A 15672-nucleotide genomic window follows, 5' to 3' on the forward strand; every position below is an offset into this window, starting at 1 on the left:
AACAGCACCGTGCTGGCACGGAGCGAATTATTGGATTTGAAAAAGGAGCCCGGAGAGGGCTGCCGTCAGGAATTCACACACCGGGCCGAAGCACGACACAAGCCACAGAGAAAAGCTCGTGTGTATCAGCACCAGACAAGAGCGTTTGAAATCTCGAACGAATCCTAGGAGTAACGAGGAAAAAGGACAATAGGGCGTTCGAAAAAAAGAACAAAATGCGACGAGTCGTGTCGTCCTTATTAAACAGACCGCCAGAGAGAACCTTCATTCCGTGGGAAATACAGCACAGCGGTTCTGGCGATGGACGGCGCCCCGGCAGATGGGTATCATGGCGCCCGCGTTGCACTCGTAGCTCAGCTGGATAGAGTACTGCCCTCCGAAGGCAGGGGTCGTGGGTTCGAATCCCGCCGAGTGCGCCATATATGAAAAGGCCCCGTGAGCAATCACGGGGCCTTTTTCGTTGTCCGGGTTCGTCAGCGCTCCAGCGTCAACTCCACCCGCCGATTCCTCGCCCGCCCCTGCGCGGTGCCGTTGTCCGCCAATGGCTGCGTTGCCGCCATGCCCACCGCCGTCAGTCGATCACTGGCAATACCTTGTTGCTGGAGATAACGCACCACGCTCCCCGCCCTTGCACCGGACAGTTCCCAATTGGACGGATATCGATCATTGCGGATGGTCTGGGTGTCGGTGTGGCCGGCGACGACGATGCGGTGGGGAATGCCGCTCAGTACCCGCGCCAGACGTTGCAGTACCTGCAAACCTGCAGGGTCGAGTTCGGTTTGGCCGGAGGGGAACAGGATGCTGCTGTCGATGCGAAAGCTCACGCTGCGTTCGTTGCGGATGACTTCGATGTCGCTGCCCAACTGGTCCAGCGGCAGTTCTGCCAGCGGGTTGCTGGTCTCTTCCGGCACGGGGCTGGCCGCGACTTGTTCTACAGGCGGCGCAGGCGGCTCAAGCGGTTGAGGTTCGGGCGTAATCTGTGGGACGAGCAGCAGGGAGCCGGGCGGTTCGATGCGGGTCAGTTGGGCAACATCCACGATTGGTTCGCGCGGCGTTTCCATGGGGTGATGCCGGCCATCCAGTGTCTGCGCAAGCATGGCCAGGACCATCACCAGCAACAGGGTCATCAGGTCGAGGTAAGTCAGGGTCCAGCCGTCGTCGGAGTTATCCACAGGCGGGCCATCCAGCGGGCCCGGGCCGGTAGCGGAGCGCTTCTGGTTGTTCTGGCGCTCGCGGGCTTTGATCAGTTCCAGCTCAAGGCTGCGCTGATGGTGCAGCCAGTGCCGGTTGTCGGCCTGGGCGGCGGCCGAAACGTGGGATGGCCTCATGTGCGTTTGCGCCAAAGGGTCAGCAGTGGCGCGCGGGGCCGGGGCGGGCCGTCGCTCAGCAGCTCATCCCGGTAGTGCGCGACGAAGGACTTGAGGGTTTCGCGCATCAGGCCAGGGCTACGCTTTCTGGCCATCATCGAGATGCCTTGCAGGATCGCGTTCATGACCACCACGCGCCGCTCCGTGCGGCGCTCCAGTTTGACCGCGACCGGCTTGAACAGCAGGTTGGCCAGCAGCACGCCATACAGGGTGGTGGTCAGGCTCATCGCCATTTGCCGTCCGACGCTGCCCAGGTCGCCGTCACCCAGGACGAAGATCAGGTTCACCAGGCCAATCAGGGTGCCGAGCATGCCAAACGCCGGGGCGTAGCCCGCCATGACCCGGAATATCTGCGCCTCCGCGTGCTCCTTGGCACGCAGCCGGGCGATCCGCCATTGCAGCAGTTCAAGAATGTCTTCCTCGGCCACCTGGTCGACCAGCAATTGCACGCCAGCGCACAGGAACGGGTTGCGCACCTGCTCCAGCGCTTGCTCCACCGCGCGGGTGTCGCCGTCGTTCCAGCGCCGGGCCAGGCTGACCAGTTCGTCGATATCGGCCTGCGCGTGCTCGCGCTCGGCGCGCAGCACGAGGCCCATCAGGCCGGGAATCCGCCGCACCTCGGCCATCGGGTAGCTGATGCACGTGGCGGCAAAGGTGCCCACCACCACAATGGCCAGTCCCGGCAGGTCGAGGAGCAGCGAGGGTTGCTGCGCGGCGAACATCAGCAGCACGGTCATCAGGATCAAGCTGGCGAGCAGGCCGATCAGGGTCGATGGGTTCATGGGCACTCCGTTGGCAAGGATGCGTCGCTTTATAGCGGCAAGGCATGCCCGGCAAAGGCGCTAATACAGACACTTTTCGGGTCGAGATTGGGCGACGGGGCTGCGCAGGGGCACGGCCGGAAAATTTTTTTCGTGCAGATCTAAAGGTGGCTTTTCGGGGGGCCGATGTTCGCGCTGTCAGCCAGACGAAGGCGCTGAGCGCCTGATCCGTGTTTGTAACAAGTGCCCAACCACGAAAGGAACCGCAAAATGTCCGTCATCAATACCAACATCACTTCGCTGATCGCCCAGCAGAACCTGAGCGCTTCGGAAAACAGCCTGAGCACCTCGATCGAGCGCCTGTCCTCCGGCCTGAAGATCAACAGCGCCTCCGACGACGCCGCCGGCCAGGCCATCGCCAACCGCATGAGCTCGCAGATCACTGGTCTTGAGCAGGCGAGCAGCAACGCCAGCGACGGTATTTCCCTGGCGCAGACCACCGAAGGCGCGCTGGACCAGGTCAACGACAACCTGCAGCGCATCCGTGAGCTGGCCGTCCAGGCCGCCAACGGCACCAACTCGCAGTCCGACCTGCAATCGATCCAGGACGAGATCACCCAGCGTCTCGACGAGATCAACCGTATCTCCAGCCAGACCTCGTTCAACGGCGTGGACGTGCTGTCGTCCAACCAGAAGATCAGCATCCAGGTCGGCGCCAACGATGGCGAGACCATCGAGATCGACCTGAAGGAAATCAACGCCAAGACCCTCGGCCTGGGCGATTTCAACGTCAACGGCTACGACACCACGCTGACCGCCACCACCCTGACCGACAGCTCGGGCACTACCATCACCGGCACCAACACCAGCTACGTCGACAGCTCGGGCACCACCGTCAGCGGCGGCACCCTGTCGCAGGACGCCGATGGCGACTACTTCCTGACCGTGGGTGGCAAGACCTATGCAGCCGAGGTGACCAAGACCACCAGCGGCACGACCACCACAGCCACCATCACCATCGACACCGATAACGAAGTCACCAAGAAATCCACCAACACCCTGACCGCCCTGGATGCCGCGCTGAATACCGTGGACTCCATGCGTTCGGACCTCGGTGCGATCCAGAACCGCTTCGACTCGGCGATCACCAACATTTCCACCACCGTGACCAACCTGACCTCCGCCCGCTCCGGCATCCAGGATGTGGACTACGCCACTGAAGTGTCGGCCATGACCAGTGCGCAGATCCTTCAGCAGGCCGGCACGTCGGTGCTGTCGCAAGCCAACTCCATGCCGCAGCAAATGCTCTCGCTGCTGCAATAAGTCAGGCGCTCGTCACCTGGAGCGCGGCGCAAGCCGCGCTTTTCATTTGGCGCAAAGGCCGTAATGCCGAGGTTGGCAGGCGGGTTATCCGGGCTTTGACCTGCCCGGCGCGGGGATAGCATTCGGGCCTGATTCCCTTCGCCACAAGGCCGTTCTTCATGTCCAAGTCCCAACGCGCCCGTGCGCCCAAATCCCGTCATTCCCCGCCCGCAGATCTGGCCCACGCGCGACGCGCCTGTCAGCAGCGCCCCAGCGATGCCGCGGCCTGGCAAACCCTCGGCAACCTGCAACTGGCTGCCGAACCAGAACACGCCCTCGCCAGTTACGAGCGCGTCCTGCACCTGCTGCCGGATGATCCCCAGGCCCTTGAGCTGGTGGCCAAGGCAGCGCAAAAGCTGGGCGACAGCGAACGCGCCGAAACCCTCGCCTCGCGGGCCATCCATCTGGTGCCAGGCTTCTTCCCCGCACACCATCGGCTGTCCACCCTGTTCTTCGAGAAAGGCCAGTTCGGCCCGGCGCTGCAGCACATCGACCGCGCACTGGAAGGCCAGCCGGGTGACTGCCGGATGCTCGCCAGGAAGGGCCTGATCCTCAACCGCCTCGACCGCCACGGCGAAGCCATCGCGGTCTTCGAAAATCTGATCAAGCGCGAACCGAAGGACTATAGCCACTGGAACAACCTGGCCAACCTGTACAAGGATATCGGCAAGCTGGCGTTGGCAGACGAGCACTACGCGCGGGCCATCCAACTGGCCGGGCGCAAGGATGTGCTGCCCTACTCCAACCGCCTCACCACCCTGCACTACGACCCACGCCGCAGCCGCGACTACATCTTCGAGGTGTGCAAGGAATGGCAGACGCGTTTCGGCCCCGCGTCCGTGCCCGCCGCCCGCAGATGGACGACCTCGCGCCGGACAAGCTGTTGCGCGTCGGCCTGGTCTCCGATGGCCTGCGCCAGCACCCGGTGGGCAACATGATCGTCGGCGTGCTGGAGCACTTGCCGCGCCACCAGATCCAGTTGTTCGCCTACAGCAGCAGCCAGGTCAGTGACCACCTGACCCGACGGATTCGCGCGCGCACCCAAGGCTGGCAGTCGATCAAGCACATGGACGAGCAGCGTCTGGCGCGGCAGATCCGCGAAGACCGCATCGACATCCTCATCGACCTCAGCGGCCACAACGCCGGCAACCGCATGGGCACCATGGCGCTGCAACCGGCGCCGCTGCTGGTGAAGTGGGTCGGCGGCCTGATCAACACCACCGGGCTGGACGCCATCGACTACCTGCTCAGTGACGCCATCGAGTCGCCAGCGGGCGAGGATGCGTTCTACACCGAAAAGCTGATCCGCCTGCCCGACGACTACATCTGCTACGACCCGCCGCCCTACACGCCGGACGTCAAGCCATTGCCGGCCCTGACCAACGGCTTCGTCACCTTCGGCTGCTTCAACAACCCGACCAAGATCAACGACTGCCTGTTGGGCCACTGGGCGGACCTGCTGCACGCCGTTGCCGATTCGCGCCTGCTGCTCAAGGGCAGCGCGTTCGCCAATCCCGAACTGCGCCAGCACGTGGAGGACGTTCTGCAAGCCCGGGGCATCGCCCCCGAGCGCGTGCAGGTGGAGGGGCCGGTCGGGCACAAGAGCCTGCTGGAAAGCTACAACCGCATCGACATCGCCCTGGACCCGTGGCCCTATTCCGGTGGCCTGACCACTTGCGAAGCGCTGTTGATGGGTGTGCCGGTGGTGACCTTGCCTGGCCCCACTTTTGCCGGGCGCCATTCCGCCACGCACCTGGTCAATGCCGGCCTGCCGGAACTGGTGGTGAGCAGCTGGGAGGAATACCTGCAACGGGCCGCCGGCCTGACCGCGAACCTGAATGTCCTCGCCACTATCCGCAGCCATTTGCGCCAGATCCTGATGAAGTCGCCGGTCTGCGACAGCCAGCGTTTCGCCCGCAACCTGAGCACTGCACTGCGCGCCATCTGGCAACGCCATTGCGCCGGGCAGCCCGCCGCCGCCCTGACCCTGGATAAAGAAGGGCGGGCGTTTTTCGACGGCGACAGCGACGCCGTCGCGATCAGCCACCCCGCCGCGCCCATCGCCGACGGTTTCAGCTTCACCTTTCAAGGGCGAATCATCACCCTCGACCACGGCGCCTCGCTGCTGGCCTCGCCGCAGTTTGTCGCCTTGCAGCAGTTGGGCGCGCTGTCGACCATCGCCTTCGACCCCGCCAGCCGCATCGGCAACGCGGAACAACTGGCGCAACTGGGCGAGCTGCATTACTACCCGAACACCGCACTGGGCAACGGACGAGCCGTAACCCTACGCGCCTGCCTCGACCCGGCGCTGAGCGCTACGCTGGAACCCTTGTCCACCTCCGGCGGGTTGCAGGCTTCGCAGGTATTGGCGCGGCTGACGCTACCGACGATCCGCCTGGACGATATCGAAGGCCTGGACGCCGTCGACTGGCTGGTGCTGGACAACCCCAACGACAGCCTGACCCCCCTCGAACACGGCTCACGCCTGCTGGCCGAGACCTTGCTGGTGCAAGCACGCTTCAACTTTGCCCCGAGCCACGAAGGCCAGCCGGACATCGCCGGCCTGTGCCAACGCCTCGCGCCGCTGGGCTTTCGCTTCCACCGCCTGCATAACCTTCAGTACAAAGACCTCACTGCGAACGGGCAGATAACCGGCGGCTTCGCGGCCTCCCATCTGGTGTGCGCCGACGCACTGTTCCTGCCCAATGCCGCACGCAAGGCGCACCTCACGGAAAACCAGCGGCGCAAACTGGCCTTCCTGCTGCACACCGTCTACGACGCGCGGGACGTGACACTGGACATGCTCCGCTCGCTGGACGGCGATCTGGCCGAGCGCTACCTGCGCCATTGCCAGCTCAGCCCGGCCGCGAACGAGGCTGTGTTGCCGGCACCCGACTTGCCGCTTCAGGAGGCCCCGCTGCAGGAGCCACAACTGACTTTCCCGGTGCCAGTGGCTCGCTACGTCGAGGCGATTTATGCCGAGGCGTCGGTCATTCTCGAATACGGCAGCGGCGGCTCGACCGCCCTCGCCGGACGCATGCCGGGCAAGACCGTGTTCTCGGTGGAAAACGATTTGAACTGGGCCAGAAGGATGCAGCGCTGGATCGAAGAAGCGGGCTTGCCGTCGCCACCGCGGGTCTATCCCGTCGATGTCGGCGCGACCGGCGCCTGGGCGCGGCCGAAGACCGCCAAGGCCTGGAAGCGCTTTCACACCTACCCATTGCAGGTCTGGGATGAGCCGTTCTTCCAGCAGCCCGACGTGATCCTGATTGACGGGCGCTTTCGCATCGCCTGCTTCGTCACTGCCTGCCTGCGGGTGCGCAAGCCCACCATCGTGCTGTTCGACGACTACCTGGATCGCCCGCACTATCACGTGGTCGAACGCCTGCTGACGCCCAGCAGCTACATCGGCCGCATGGCGCGGTTCGATGTGCAACCGATGGACGACATCCCGCGGGATGAGCTGACCTGGCTGGTGGCGAGTTACAACGAAGTGGCGTATGCCGGCTGAGCTGCGGCAATGGGTGCTGAAGGGCCGTCATTGTTGACGGCCCTATCGCTTTCGCGGTGCACAAAAATCCTCTGTGGGAGCTGGCTTGCCTGCGAAGGAGCGCAGAGCGGTCCCAGAACCATCCGGCGCAAGATACGGCCATGTGAAGCGTCGGATTCAACAGTTGGTTGACCGCATTCATTCAGGTGACCGGCGGGGTAGGTTTTGGGCCCGCTTCGCGGTCCTTCGCCGGCAAGCCAGCTCCCACACCGACCGCGCAGCCAGTCCGACATTGGCGGCACGGTCCAGGCTTTTGTGGGCGCTGGCTTGCCGGCGATGGGCCGCACAGGGGTCGAGGGGCTTCAGCCCCGGCCGACGGAGAGATAGGTCAGACCCGCACTGGCAGCAGCCTGTGGCGGGTAGAGATTACGCCCGTCAATGACCACCCCGGCGCGTAGTTGCTGGCGCAGCCAGTGGAAGTCGACGCTGCGAAACGCCTTCCACTCGGTGCAGATCACCAGCGCGTCAGCGCCCTCCACCGCCTGGATCCGGTCGCCCGCCAGCAACAAGTCGTCACGCTGACCATAAAGGCGGCGACACTCCGCCATCGCTTCCGGGTCGTAAGCCTGCACCCGGGCGCCAGACGCCCATAGGGCCTCCATCAGTTCCCGGCTGGGCGCCGCCCGCATGTCATCGGTGTTGGGCTTGAACGCCAAACCCCAGACGGCAATGGTCTTGCCGGCGATTTCGCCATTCAGGGCGCGCTCCAGTTTCTTGAACAGCGACGCCTTCTGCCGCTGGTTGATCGCCTCGACGGCATCCAGCAGTTGCGGGTCGTAGCCGACTTCCCGCGCAGTGCGGCTCAGCGCCTGGATATCCTTGGGAAAGCAGGAGCCGCCATAGCCGCAGCCCGGATAGATAAAGTCGTAGCCGATGCGCGGATCACTGCCGATGCCATGCCGGACTTCCTCGATATCCACCCGCAGATGCTCGGCCAGGGTGGCCATTTCGTTCATGAAGCTGATCTTGGTGGCCAGCATCGCGTTGGCGGCGTACTTGGTCAGCTCCGCCGCCCGCAGGCTCATGAACATCAGTTTGTCGTGGTTGCGGTTGTAAGGCGCATAGCACTCGCGCATCACCTGCCGGACCCGGTCGGAGTCGGTACCGACAACCACCCGCGCGCCGCGGGTAAAGTCTTCGATGGCAGCGCCTTCCTTGAGGAATTCGGGGTTGGAACAGACGTCGAACGGCAACTCCAGCCCGCGCGTTTCAAGCTCGACGGTGATGCCGGCCCGGACCTTTTCGCCCGTGCCGACAGGCACGGTGGACTTGCCCACCACCACCTTGTAGCCGTCCATGTGGCGGCCAATATCGCGGGCCACGGCGAGGACGTACTGAAGGTCCGCCGAGCCGTCTTCATCCGGCGGCGTACCCACGGCGATGAACAGCAGGTCGGCGAAGGCGACGGTGGCCGCAGCGTCAGTACTGAAGTGCAGGCGGCCGGCGCGCAGGTTGGCGTCGATCAGGCGATCCAGGCCCGGCTCATGGATCGGCACGTCGCCGCCTTCCAGCAAGGCGATGCGCTGCGGGTCGATGTCCATGCACATAACGTCATGCCCCACGTCGGCCAGGCAGGCGCTTGCCACCAACCCCACGTACCCCGAACCAAACACGCTGATTTTCATGGCTGTCCTTCAGTTGGCCAGTTTGCTCCGCAGCCGGGCGATGGCCTGGCTGTGCAACTGGCACACCCGCGATTCGCTGATCTCCAGCACCAGGCCGATCTCGCGCATGTTGAGTTTTTCCTGGTGATACAGGGCCATGAGCAACCGCTCACGCTCCGGCAGGCTGTCGATCGCGCGGATCAGGCAGGTGCGGTTGCGCTCTTCGAGCAGGTCGTTGAGGGGATTGCGGCCCTGCAGCCCGGAGGCTTCCAGGTGGTCTTCGCTGATCAGGTCGATGGGCAGCATCTGGCTGCCGTTGGTATCGCACAGCAACTGTTGGTATTCGGCGAGCGACATGCCCATCGCCGAGGCAACTTCGCGCTCGGTCGCCGAGCGGCCAAGGCGCTGCTCCAGGCGTTGCAGGCTGTCTTCCAGCAGCCGGGCGTTACGCCGCAGGCTGCGCGGCGCCCAGTCCCGGGAGCGGAGTTCGTCGATCATCGCGCCACGGATGCGGTGCACGACGTAGGTTCCGAAGGTGGTGCCGAGCGTCTGGTCGTAGCGATTCAGGGCATCGAGCAGGCCCATGCTGCCGGCCTGGATCAGGTCGTCGAGGTCGATGCTCGGGGGCAGTTTGGTCTTGAGGTTCAGTGCATGCCGTTTGACCAAGGGCAGGTACTGCTCGAGCAGCTCCTGCTGGTGCATCCTGCCTTGTGCCGTATACATCGTGCGTGCCTGTGAAGAACAAGAGTGGCGCCGCGCGAACCGGGCGCTGCCTGAGGGGACAACGCCGGGATTATCGGCGCTGCCCCGCGCCACCTAAGCCGAGAACAACCCTGTGCTTGTGGGGATATTCGCCGCTTAGGAGGACGACGGCGCACCAATGATGCTGGTGATCCGCAAGGTGCGGTCGTCGGGGATTTCGCTCAGGGCGATCACCACAAGCTGGCGCAAACGCCGACGCAGGAAGCGCGACAGCACCAGCCGCAAGCGGTTGGGCACCACCAGCACGGCGGGGTCATTGCCCAGTTCCTGGCGCTTGAGTGCGAGGGTGGTTTCCTTCATCAGCGTGTCCGCCAGGCTCGGTTCCAGCGAGCCGCCGTTACCCACCGCCTGCATCACCACCTGTTCCAGGTTGAAGTCGAGCCCGATGACCCGCAGCTCCGGTTTGTTGGCGAAGTACTGGTTGACGATGGACCGGCCGAGGGCGACGCGCACGATGGCCGTCAGTTCCTTGATATCAGGCGGTTGCTGCGCGCCGCCGTGTTCGGCCAGCGCGTCGAGGATTGTGCGCAGGTCACGGATCGGCACGTTCTCTTCCAGCAGGTTCTGCAGGATGCGTTGCAGATGCGTCAGGGTCAGCAGCTTGGGCACCACCTCTTCCACCAGGCTCTTGCCGTCGCCCCCGAGCTTGTCCAGCAGCTTCTGCACTTCGCTGCGCCCGAGCATGTCCTTGGCGTGCTGATGCAACAGGTGATTGAGGTGGGTGGCAGCCACGGTGCTGGCGTCCACCACGGTGTAGCCATAGATCTGCCCATGCTCGCGCAGGCTCGGGTCGATCCAGATCGCCGGCAGGCCGAACGCCGGGTCCACCGCCTCCTTGCCTTCCAGTTGACCGGTGACCTTGCCGGGATTGATTGCCAGCCATTTGCCGGGGTAAATCTCGCCGCGCCCGACTTCCACGCCCTTGAGGCTGATGATGTAGGTGTTGGGCGACAGTTCGAGGTTGTCGCGCACATGCACCACCGGCGGCAGGAAGCCCATGTCCTGGGCGAATTTCTTGCGCAGGCTCTTGATCCGCGTGCTCAGCTCACCGGCCTGGCGCACATCCACCAGCGGAATCAGGCGATGGCCGACGCGCAGGCTCAAGGTCTCCACCAGCTTCACGTCATCCCAGCTCGCCTCGTTGCTCTGCGCGGCGGCCTTGGGTTGCGCGGGCAAGGCCAGGACCGTCCCGTCCTGCTCTTGCTGACGGGACGTCCACCAGCCCAACCCGCCCAACAATGCGGTCAGCAGCAGGAACACCAGATTGGGCATGCCCGGCACCAGGCCCAGCAACCCCATGACCCCGGCGGTCATCATCAGCATCTTCGGGCGGCTGAACAGTTGGCCGATCATCTGTCGGCTGACGTCCTCCTCGGTGTTCACCCGCGAGACCATGACGCCCGCCGCGATGGAAATCACCAGCCCGGGAATCTGCGCCACCAGGCCATCGCCGATGGTGAGCATGGTGTAGGTGTGGGCGGCATCGGCGAAGGTCATGTCGTGTTGCAGCAGACCGATGGCCAGGCCGCCAATGACGCACACGCCCATGATCACCAGGCCCGCGACGGCGTCGCCGCGGACGAACTTGCTGGCGCCGTCCATGGAGCCGAAGAAGTCGGCTTCCTGGGCGACTTCCTTGCGCCGCTTGCGGGCTTCCGGCTCACCGATCAGGCCGGCGTTGAGATCGGCATCGATGGCCATCTGTTTGCCGGGCATGGAATCCAGGGTGAAGCGCGCGCCGACTTCGGCGATACGCCCCGCGCCCTTGGTGATCACCATGAAGTTGATGGTGACCAGAATCAGGAACAGCGCCAGGCCCACGGCAAAGTTGCCGCCGACCAGGAATTCGCCGAAGGCTTCGATGACCTTGCCGGCCGCATCGGTGCCGGTATGGCCGTGCATCAGGATGACCCGGGTCGACGCCACGTTCAGCGACAGCCGCAACAAGGTGGTGAACAGCAGCACCGAGGGAAACGCGGAGAAATCCAGCGGCTTCTCGGTGAGCATGCTGACGATCAGCACCATGATCGCCAGGGCGATGTTGAAGGTGAACAACAGGTCGAGAATGAAGCTCGGCAGCGGCAGGATCATCATCGACAGGATGAGCACGATCAGCACCGGGCCGGTCATGACTTTCAGGTCGGCGCCGGCGGGCCAGTTGTCGCGGCGTAACAGGGCGGTCAGGCCTTTCATGGGGTCTGTTGATCCTCGGGGTTGTGGGCGCGTCGTCCTGGCTGGTCCATGCCATCAGGAACATCCAGATTGACCGGCATGGGCGGCACGGGCCCGCCGTGTTCGCTGACGCGCTTGAGGCGAATGGCCCAGGCCACCACCTCGGCGACAACGGTGTAGAGCTCGGTGGGGATGTGCCGATCGAGATCGACATGGAAATACAGCGCCCGCGCCAGCGGCGGGGCTTCGAGAATCGGCAGCGCGTGCTCTTCGGCGATTTCGCGAATGCGTAGGGCCACGGCATCGGCGCCCTTGGCGATCACCCGTGGGGCGCCGTCCTTTTCCTTGCGGTAGCTCAGGGCCACGGCGAAGTGGCTGGGGTTGGTGACCACCACATCCGCCTTGGGCACCTTGCTCATCATCCGGCGGCGGGCGCGGGACTGTTGCAGGCGGCGTATCCGCGCCTTTACGTGAGGGTCGCCGTCGGAGTTCTTGTGTTCCTGGCGCACCTCTTCCTTGGACATCCGCAGGTTCTTGGCGTAGGTCCACAACTGGTAGGGCGCATCCATGCCGACCACGACGATCAGCGCGGCGACGCAGGTGGCGCAGGACTTGGCGGTCAACACCATCACCGTGACCAACGCCTGCTGCGGCGGCAGTTTGGGAAGTCCGAGCAACTGGCCGAGGTGAGCACTGAGAAACAGATACAGCACGGTGCCGATCAGCCCGGCCTTGGCGACCGCCTTGGCCAGTTCCACCAGCACCTGCACGGAAAACAGCCGGGCCAGGCCGCTCATGGGATTGACCCGGGAGAACTGCGGCCGCACCGCCGCGAAGGTGATGACCAGCCCGCCGAGCAGCGTGTGCGCGGCAAAGGCGGCGCCGATCATCAGGGCGAAAAACGGAACCAGCGCGAGCACGGCGGCCCCGGCGAGGCTGCGCAGCGTGGCCAGCATGCGCGCCGTGTCGAACAACTGGCTGCGATCGAACAGCAACGCCTGCTCGACGACACCACCGAGGCGGTCATAGAGATGGCCGCCCATCGTCCACAGGCCGCCGATACCGGCCAGCAGCATGATGAACGTGCTCAATTCTCGCGAGCGGGCGATCTGCCCGTCTTCCCGGGCCTTTTCGATGCGGCGCGGCGTGGCCGCTTCCGTGCGGTCTTCTCTGCTGGTTTCGGCCATGGTTCTCCAGGCCGCTGCGGCCACCCGGGCGGGTCAGGGGCCGCTATTGTGTGGCCGCGCCGGGTGCCGCGAATCCGCGAAAAAACGCTGATATGCCGCGCTATTGCGGGGTTTGCTCCGGCTCGGGGGCCGGCAGCGCCGGGGTGCTGTATTCCTCCTGCGAGAGGATGCGTTCGGCGACCTGGCTGTCGAGCACGATGATTTCGATCCGACGATTGGCCGCGTCATACGGCCCGGCGCCCGGAAAGCGGATGCGGTCGGACATGCCGGACACCCGCAGCAGCTTTTCCGGGTCGAGCCCGCCCGCCACCAGTTCCTGGCGCGATGCCTTGGCGCGGTCGGCGGACAAATCCCAATTGCTGTAGCTCGCCTCGCCGCCCTGATAGGGATGGCTGTCGGTGTGGCCGCTGATCTGGATGCGGTTGCGCAGTTCATTGAGCACCGGCGCGAAGGTGCGCAGCACCTGGCTCATATAGGGCGCGACCCGGGCGCTGCCCAGCTCGAACATCGGGCGCTTGTCGGTATCCAGCAGTTGCACGCGCAAGCCTTCGGGGCTCAGTTCGATGGCGATCTGTTGCTTGAGCTCGCGCAGCTTCGGGTCACGCTCCACGGCACTTTCCAGGCGTTGCTTGAGCGCCTGCAAATGGCGCCGTTCCTCGCTGGACAAACGGGTCGGGCGCCGCGCCTTGCGCGCCGTTTCACCCTCGGAAAAGCTCGGGTTCGTCCCGCCGCCAGGGATCACGCTGGTGCTGGCGGCGCTTTTGTCACCGTTGCTCAGGGCTACCAGCAAGGGCGTGCTGAAGTATTCGGCGATGGCTTCCTTGTCGCCCTTGCCGGCATTGGACAGCACCCACAGCACCAGAAACAGCGCCATGAGCGCGGTCATGAAGTCGGCGAAGGCGATTTTCCAGGCGCCGCCGTGGTGTCCCTTGGCGGCCTTCTTCTTGCGCCGGATGATCAGCGGCTGCTCACTCATGCCGTTGCCAGGCCCGGCTCTGCGCCGCCACCGCGGACGAAACGTTCCAGTTCTTCGGCGCTCGGCCGTTCGCTGCTGTGCAGCGCCTTGCGTCCGAACTCCACCGCCAGTTGCGGCGGAATGCCCTGCAGATGCGAGAGCAAGGTCACCCGCAGGCAATGCAACATCTTGGTGGATTCGGCCGTCTGGCGTTCGACCCGGCTGGCCAATGGCGCGACCACGCCGTACGCCAGATAGATGCCAAGAAAAGTCCCGACCAGTGCATGGGCGATCATCTGGCCCATGAGGTCAGGGCCGACATCCACCGCGCTCAGCGCCTTGACCACCCCCAGCACCGCCGCAACGATGCCGAAGGCCGGCAGGCCGTCGCTGATCTTGTACAAGGCATCGGCGGGCAGGTGCGCCTCGTTTTCGAACTCCTCGATCTCGTGCTGCATCAGCTCGTCGAGCTCATGCGCCTGGATCGACACACTGATGAGCAAGCGGAAATAGTCGGTGACGAAGGTCAGCACCAGGGGGTCGTCCAGCAGGCGCGGGTATTGGGAGAAAACCGGGCTCTGGCGCGGATCATCGATGTCACGTTCCACGGCGAGCAGGCTTTCTCGTCGCGCCTTGCTCAGCAGGTTGTACATCATGCCCAGCAGGTCCATGTAGAACGCCTTGTCGTAGCCGGCGCTGCGCTTGAATGTCGAGACCGCTCCGAGAGTGGCCCGGATCGCCTTGCCGTTGTTCGCGGCGATGAAAGCGCCCGTGGCCGCGCCGCCGATCATCAACAGCTCGGTGGGCTGATACAGCGGGCCCAGGCTGCCACCGGACAGCACGAAGCCACCAAACACCGAGGCCAGCGCTACAAAAAGTCCTAACAGAATGAGCATGTCGCCGCTCCTCAGGTTCCAGTGAAAGACCGACGAAGATCGGCAACGGCGAGGGGCGACTTGAAAAAACTTTCCGCGTCAGCGCTGCAGGATCGGGCGCAGGCTATCCAGGGCTTCGGGCTCGATGTCGCGGCGCTTCAGGGTCTTGCCGGCGCGCGAAGGCGGCTGGCAGATCCCGCAGACGTAGTTGTGCTTCGGTGAATGCGAGTGTGCGATGAAATCGCCGGAGCAGCAGGAGCAGCGAATCTGCTCGAGCATGCCGTTTTCGACGAAGCGCACCAGCGTCCAGGCCCGGGTAAGCCCCAGCACCCGTTCGTTGTCCGGCCCGCCCGCGTGCTCCATGTACAGCCGATACGCCTTGATGAACGCGTCGATCCGGTGACCACCGATCTCCAGCATGCTGCGGTAGATGCTGTAGAACAGCGAGGAATGGATGTTCGGCAGCCAGGTCACGAACCAGTCCGTCGAGAAAGGCAGCATGCCTTTGGGCGGCGGCGCCCCGCGCACCTCCTTGTACAAGCGGATGAGCCGCCCGCGGCTGAGGGAGGTTTCGGTCTCAACGACCTGCAGCCGAGCGCCCAACTGGATCAACTCGATAGCCAGATGCACTTGTTGCATCTCGGTGACCAGACTTTTCTCCGACATGGTTCAGCCGCCGCTGCTGAGCATGCCATCCGAACGGTCAGCAGCCGCCATCAGCAGAGAAGTGTGGATTTCAACCATACCCAGTTCGCGTGAGTTATCCAGGGCCCGGCAAATGCGCTCCGCCTCTTCGAAGATCGGGCGACAGATAAGTTGATTGGTCCGGGACAATTGAGTCATTTGCTTGCTGCTCAACTTCGAGAGCAAATCCGCCATGTTTTCACTGAGTTTCAAACGAAAGATCGCTACTTCGCGATCCTTTCGCAACAAGTTCTGCGCCAGCAGCAAATAGGAAAGATTGAGTTCCTGAATGTCTGCAAGGTCGGTATTGATATTTGGCAACTTCCTTCCCCCCTTCGATAGTTACTACCGCCCCGATACGCCGTAAAAAATAACGCTACACAGATGCACCTG

Annotated in this window: 13 protein-coding genes and 1 tRNA gene; 4 read left to right on the forward strand and 10 right to left on the reverse strand. The window is 64.1% G+C overall.

Features of this window, described 5'->3' with window-relative positions; genetic code table 11:
• The first annotated feature begins 342 nt into the window (after nt 1-342).
• A tRNA-Arg gene (locus HWV67_RS23290) sits at nt 343-419 on the forward strand.
• Nucleotides 420-473: 54 nt separating this feature from the next.
• On the opposite strand, the gene HWV67_RS23295 is transcribed toward HWV67_RS23290, so the two are convergent.
• Together HWV67_RS23295 and HWV67_RS23300 are read right to left on the reverse strand one after the other, a co-directional pair.
• Nucleotides 474-1328, reverse strand: a complete 855-nt coding sequence (locus HWV67_RS23295) for an OmpA/MotB family protein (protein ID WP_175652959.1) — start codon at nt 1326-1328, stop codon at nt 474-476.
• Nucleotides 1325-2149 (reverse strand): motility protein A, encoded by an 825-nt coding sequence (locus tag HWV67_RS23300; protein WP_175652960.1) that lies wholly within the window; start codon nt 2147-2149, stop codon nt 1325-1327. The genes HWV67_RS23295 and HWV67_RS23300 overlap by 4 nt, the downstream gene beginning before the upstream one ends.
• A gap of 249 nt (nt 2150-2398) precedes the next feature.
• On the opposite strand from HWV67_RS23300, the gene HWV67_RS23305 reads away from it, so the two are divergent.
• The 3 genes from HWV67_RS23305 (at nt 2399) to HWV67_RS23310 (ending at nt 7001) form a co-directional block, all read left to right on the forward strand.
• Nucleotides 2399-3451, forward strand: a complete 1053-nt coding sequence (locus HWV67_RS23305) for a FliC/FljB family flagellin (protein ID WP_175652961.1) — start codon at nt 2399-2401, stop codon at nt 3449-3451.
• A gap of 158 nt (nt 3452-3609) precedes the next feature.
• Nucleotides 3610-4428, forward strand: coding sequence for a tetratricopeptide repeat protein (locus HWV67_RS31820; RefSeq protein ID WP_256680181.1), 819 nt, complete (start codon nt 3610-3612; stop codon nt 4426-4428).
• A complete protein-coding gene (locus HWV67_RS23310) occupies nt 4347-7001 on the forward strand; it encodes an O-linked N-acetylglucosamine transferase, SPINDLY family protein (protein WP_256680193.1) in 2655 nt (884 codons plus the stop codon). Before HWV67_RS31820 ends, HWV67_RS23310 begins: the two co-directional genes overlap by 82 nt.
• 341 nt (nt 7002-7342) lie before the next feature.
• Here HWV67_RS23310 and HWV67_RS23315 read toward each other — a convergent pair whose 3' ends face one another.
• The 8 genes from HWV67_RS23315 to flhD form a co-directional block, all read right to left on the reverse strand.
• The gene (locus HWV67_RS23315) at nt 7343-8665 is read right to left on the reverse strand and encodes a UDP-glucose dehydrogenase family protein (RefSeq protein ID WP_175652962.1); all 1323 of its coding nucleotides are present in this window, start codon (nt 8663-8665) and stop codon (nt 7343-7345) included.
• 9 nt (nt 8666-8674) lie between these two features.
• Nucleotides 8675-9367 carry an RNA polymerase sigma factor FliA gene (locus HWV67_RS23320; protein ID WP_175652963.1) on the reverse strand — a complete coding sequence of 231 codons (693 nt, stop codon included), beginning with the start codon at nt 9365-9367 and terminating at the stop codon, nt 8675-8677.
• A gap of 135 nt (nt 9368-9502) precedes the next feature.
• Nucleotides 9503-11599 carry a flagellar biosynthesis protein FlhA gene (gene flhA, locus HWV67_RS23325; RefSeq protein ID WP_175652964.1) on the reverse strand — a complete coding sequence of 699 codons (2097 nt, stop codon included), beginning with the start codon at nt 11597-11599 and terminating at the stop codon, nt 9503-9505.
• Complete coding sequence (gene flhB / locus HWV67_RS23330; RefSeq protein WP_175652965.1) at nt 11596-12765, reverse strand: flagellar biosynthesis protein FlhB; 1170 nt, start codon at nt 12763-12765, stop codon at nt 11596-11598. Before flhB ends, flhA begins: the two co-directional genes overlap by 4 nt.
• Before the next feature lie 100 nt (nt 12766-12865).
• Nucleotides 12866-13741, reverse strand: coding sequence for a flagellar motor protein MotB (motB, locus tag HWV67_RS23335; RefSeq protein ID WP_175652966.1), 876 nt, complete (start codon nt 13739-13741; stop codon nt 12866-12868).
• Nucleotides 13738-14616, reverse strand: coding sequence for a flagellar motor stator protein MotA (gene motA, locus HWV67_RS23340; protein WP_175652967.1), 879 nt, complete (start codon nt 14614-14616; stop codon nt 13738-13740). The genes motB and motA overlap by 4 nt, the downstream gene beginning before the upstream one ends.
• Before the next feature lie 78 nt (nt 14617-14694).
• The gene (gene flhC / locus HWV67_RS23345) at nt 14695-15261 is read right to left on the reverse strand and encodes a flagellar transcriptional regulator FlhC (protein ID WP_175652968.1); all 567 of its coding nucleotides are present in this window, start codon (nt 15259-15261) and stop codon (nt 14695-14697) included.
• A gap of 3 nt (nt 15262-15264) precedes the next feature.
• Nucleotides 15265-15600 carry a flagellar transcriptional regulator FlhD gene (gene flhD, locus HWV67_RS23350; RefSeq protein WP_175652969.1) on the reverse strand — a complete coding sequence of 112 codons (336 nt, stop codon included), beginning with the start codon at nt 15598-15600 and terminating at the stop codon, nt 15265-15267.
• Between the last annotated feature and the right edge of the window lie 72 nt (nt 15601-15672).

This window comes from Pseudomonas sp. Marseille-P9899 (assembly GCF_903166565.1).
Taxonomy (GTDB): Bacteria; Pseudomonadota; Gammaproteobacteria; order Pseudomonadales; family Pseudomonadaceae; genus Aquipseudomonas; species Aquipseudomonas huaxiensis.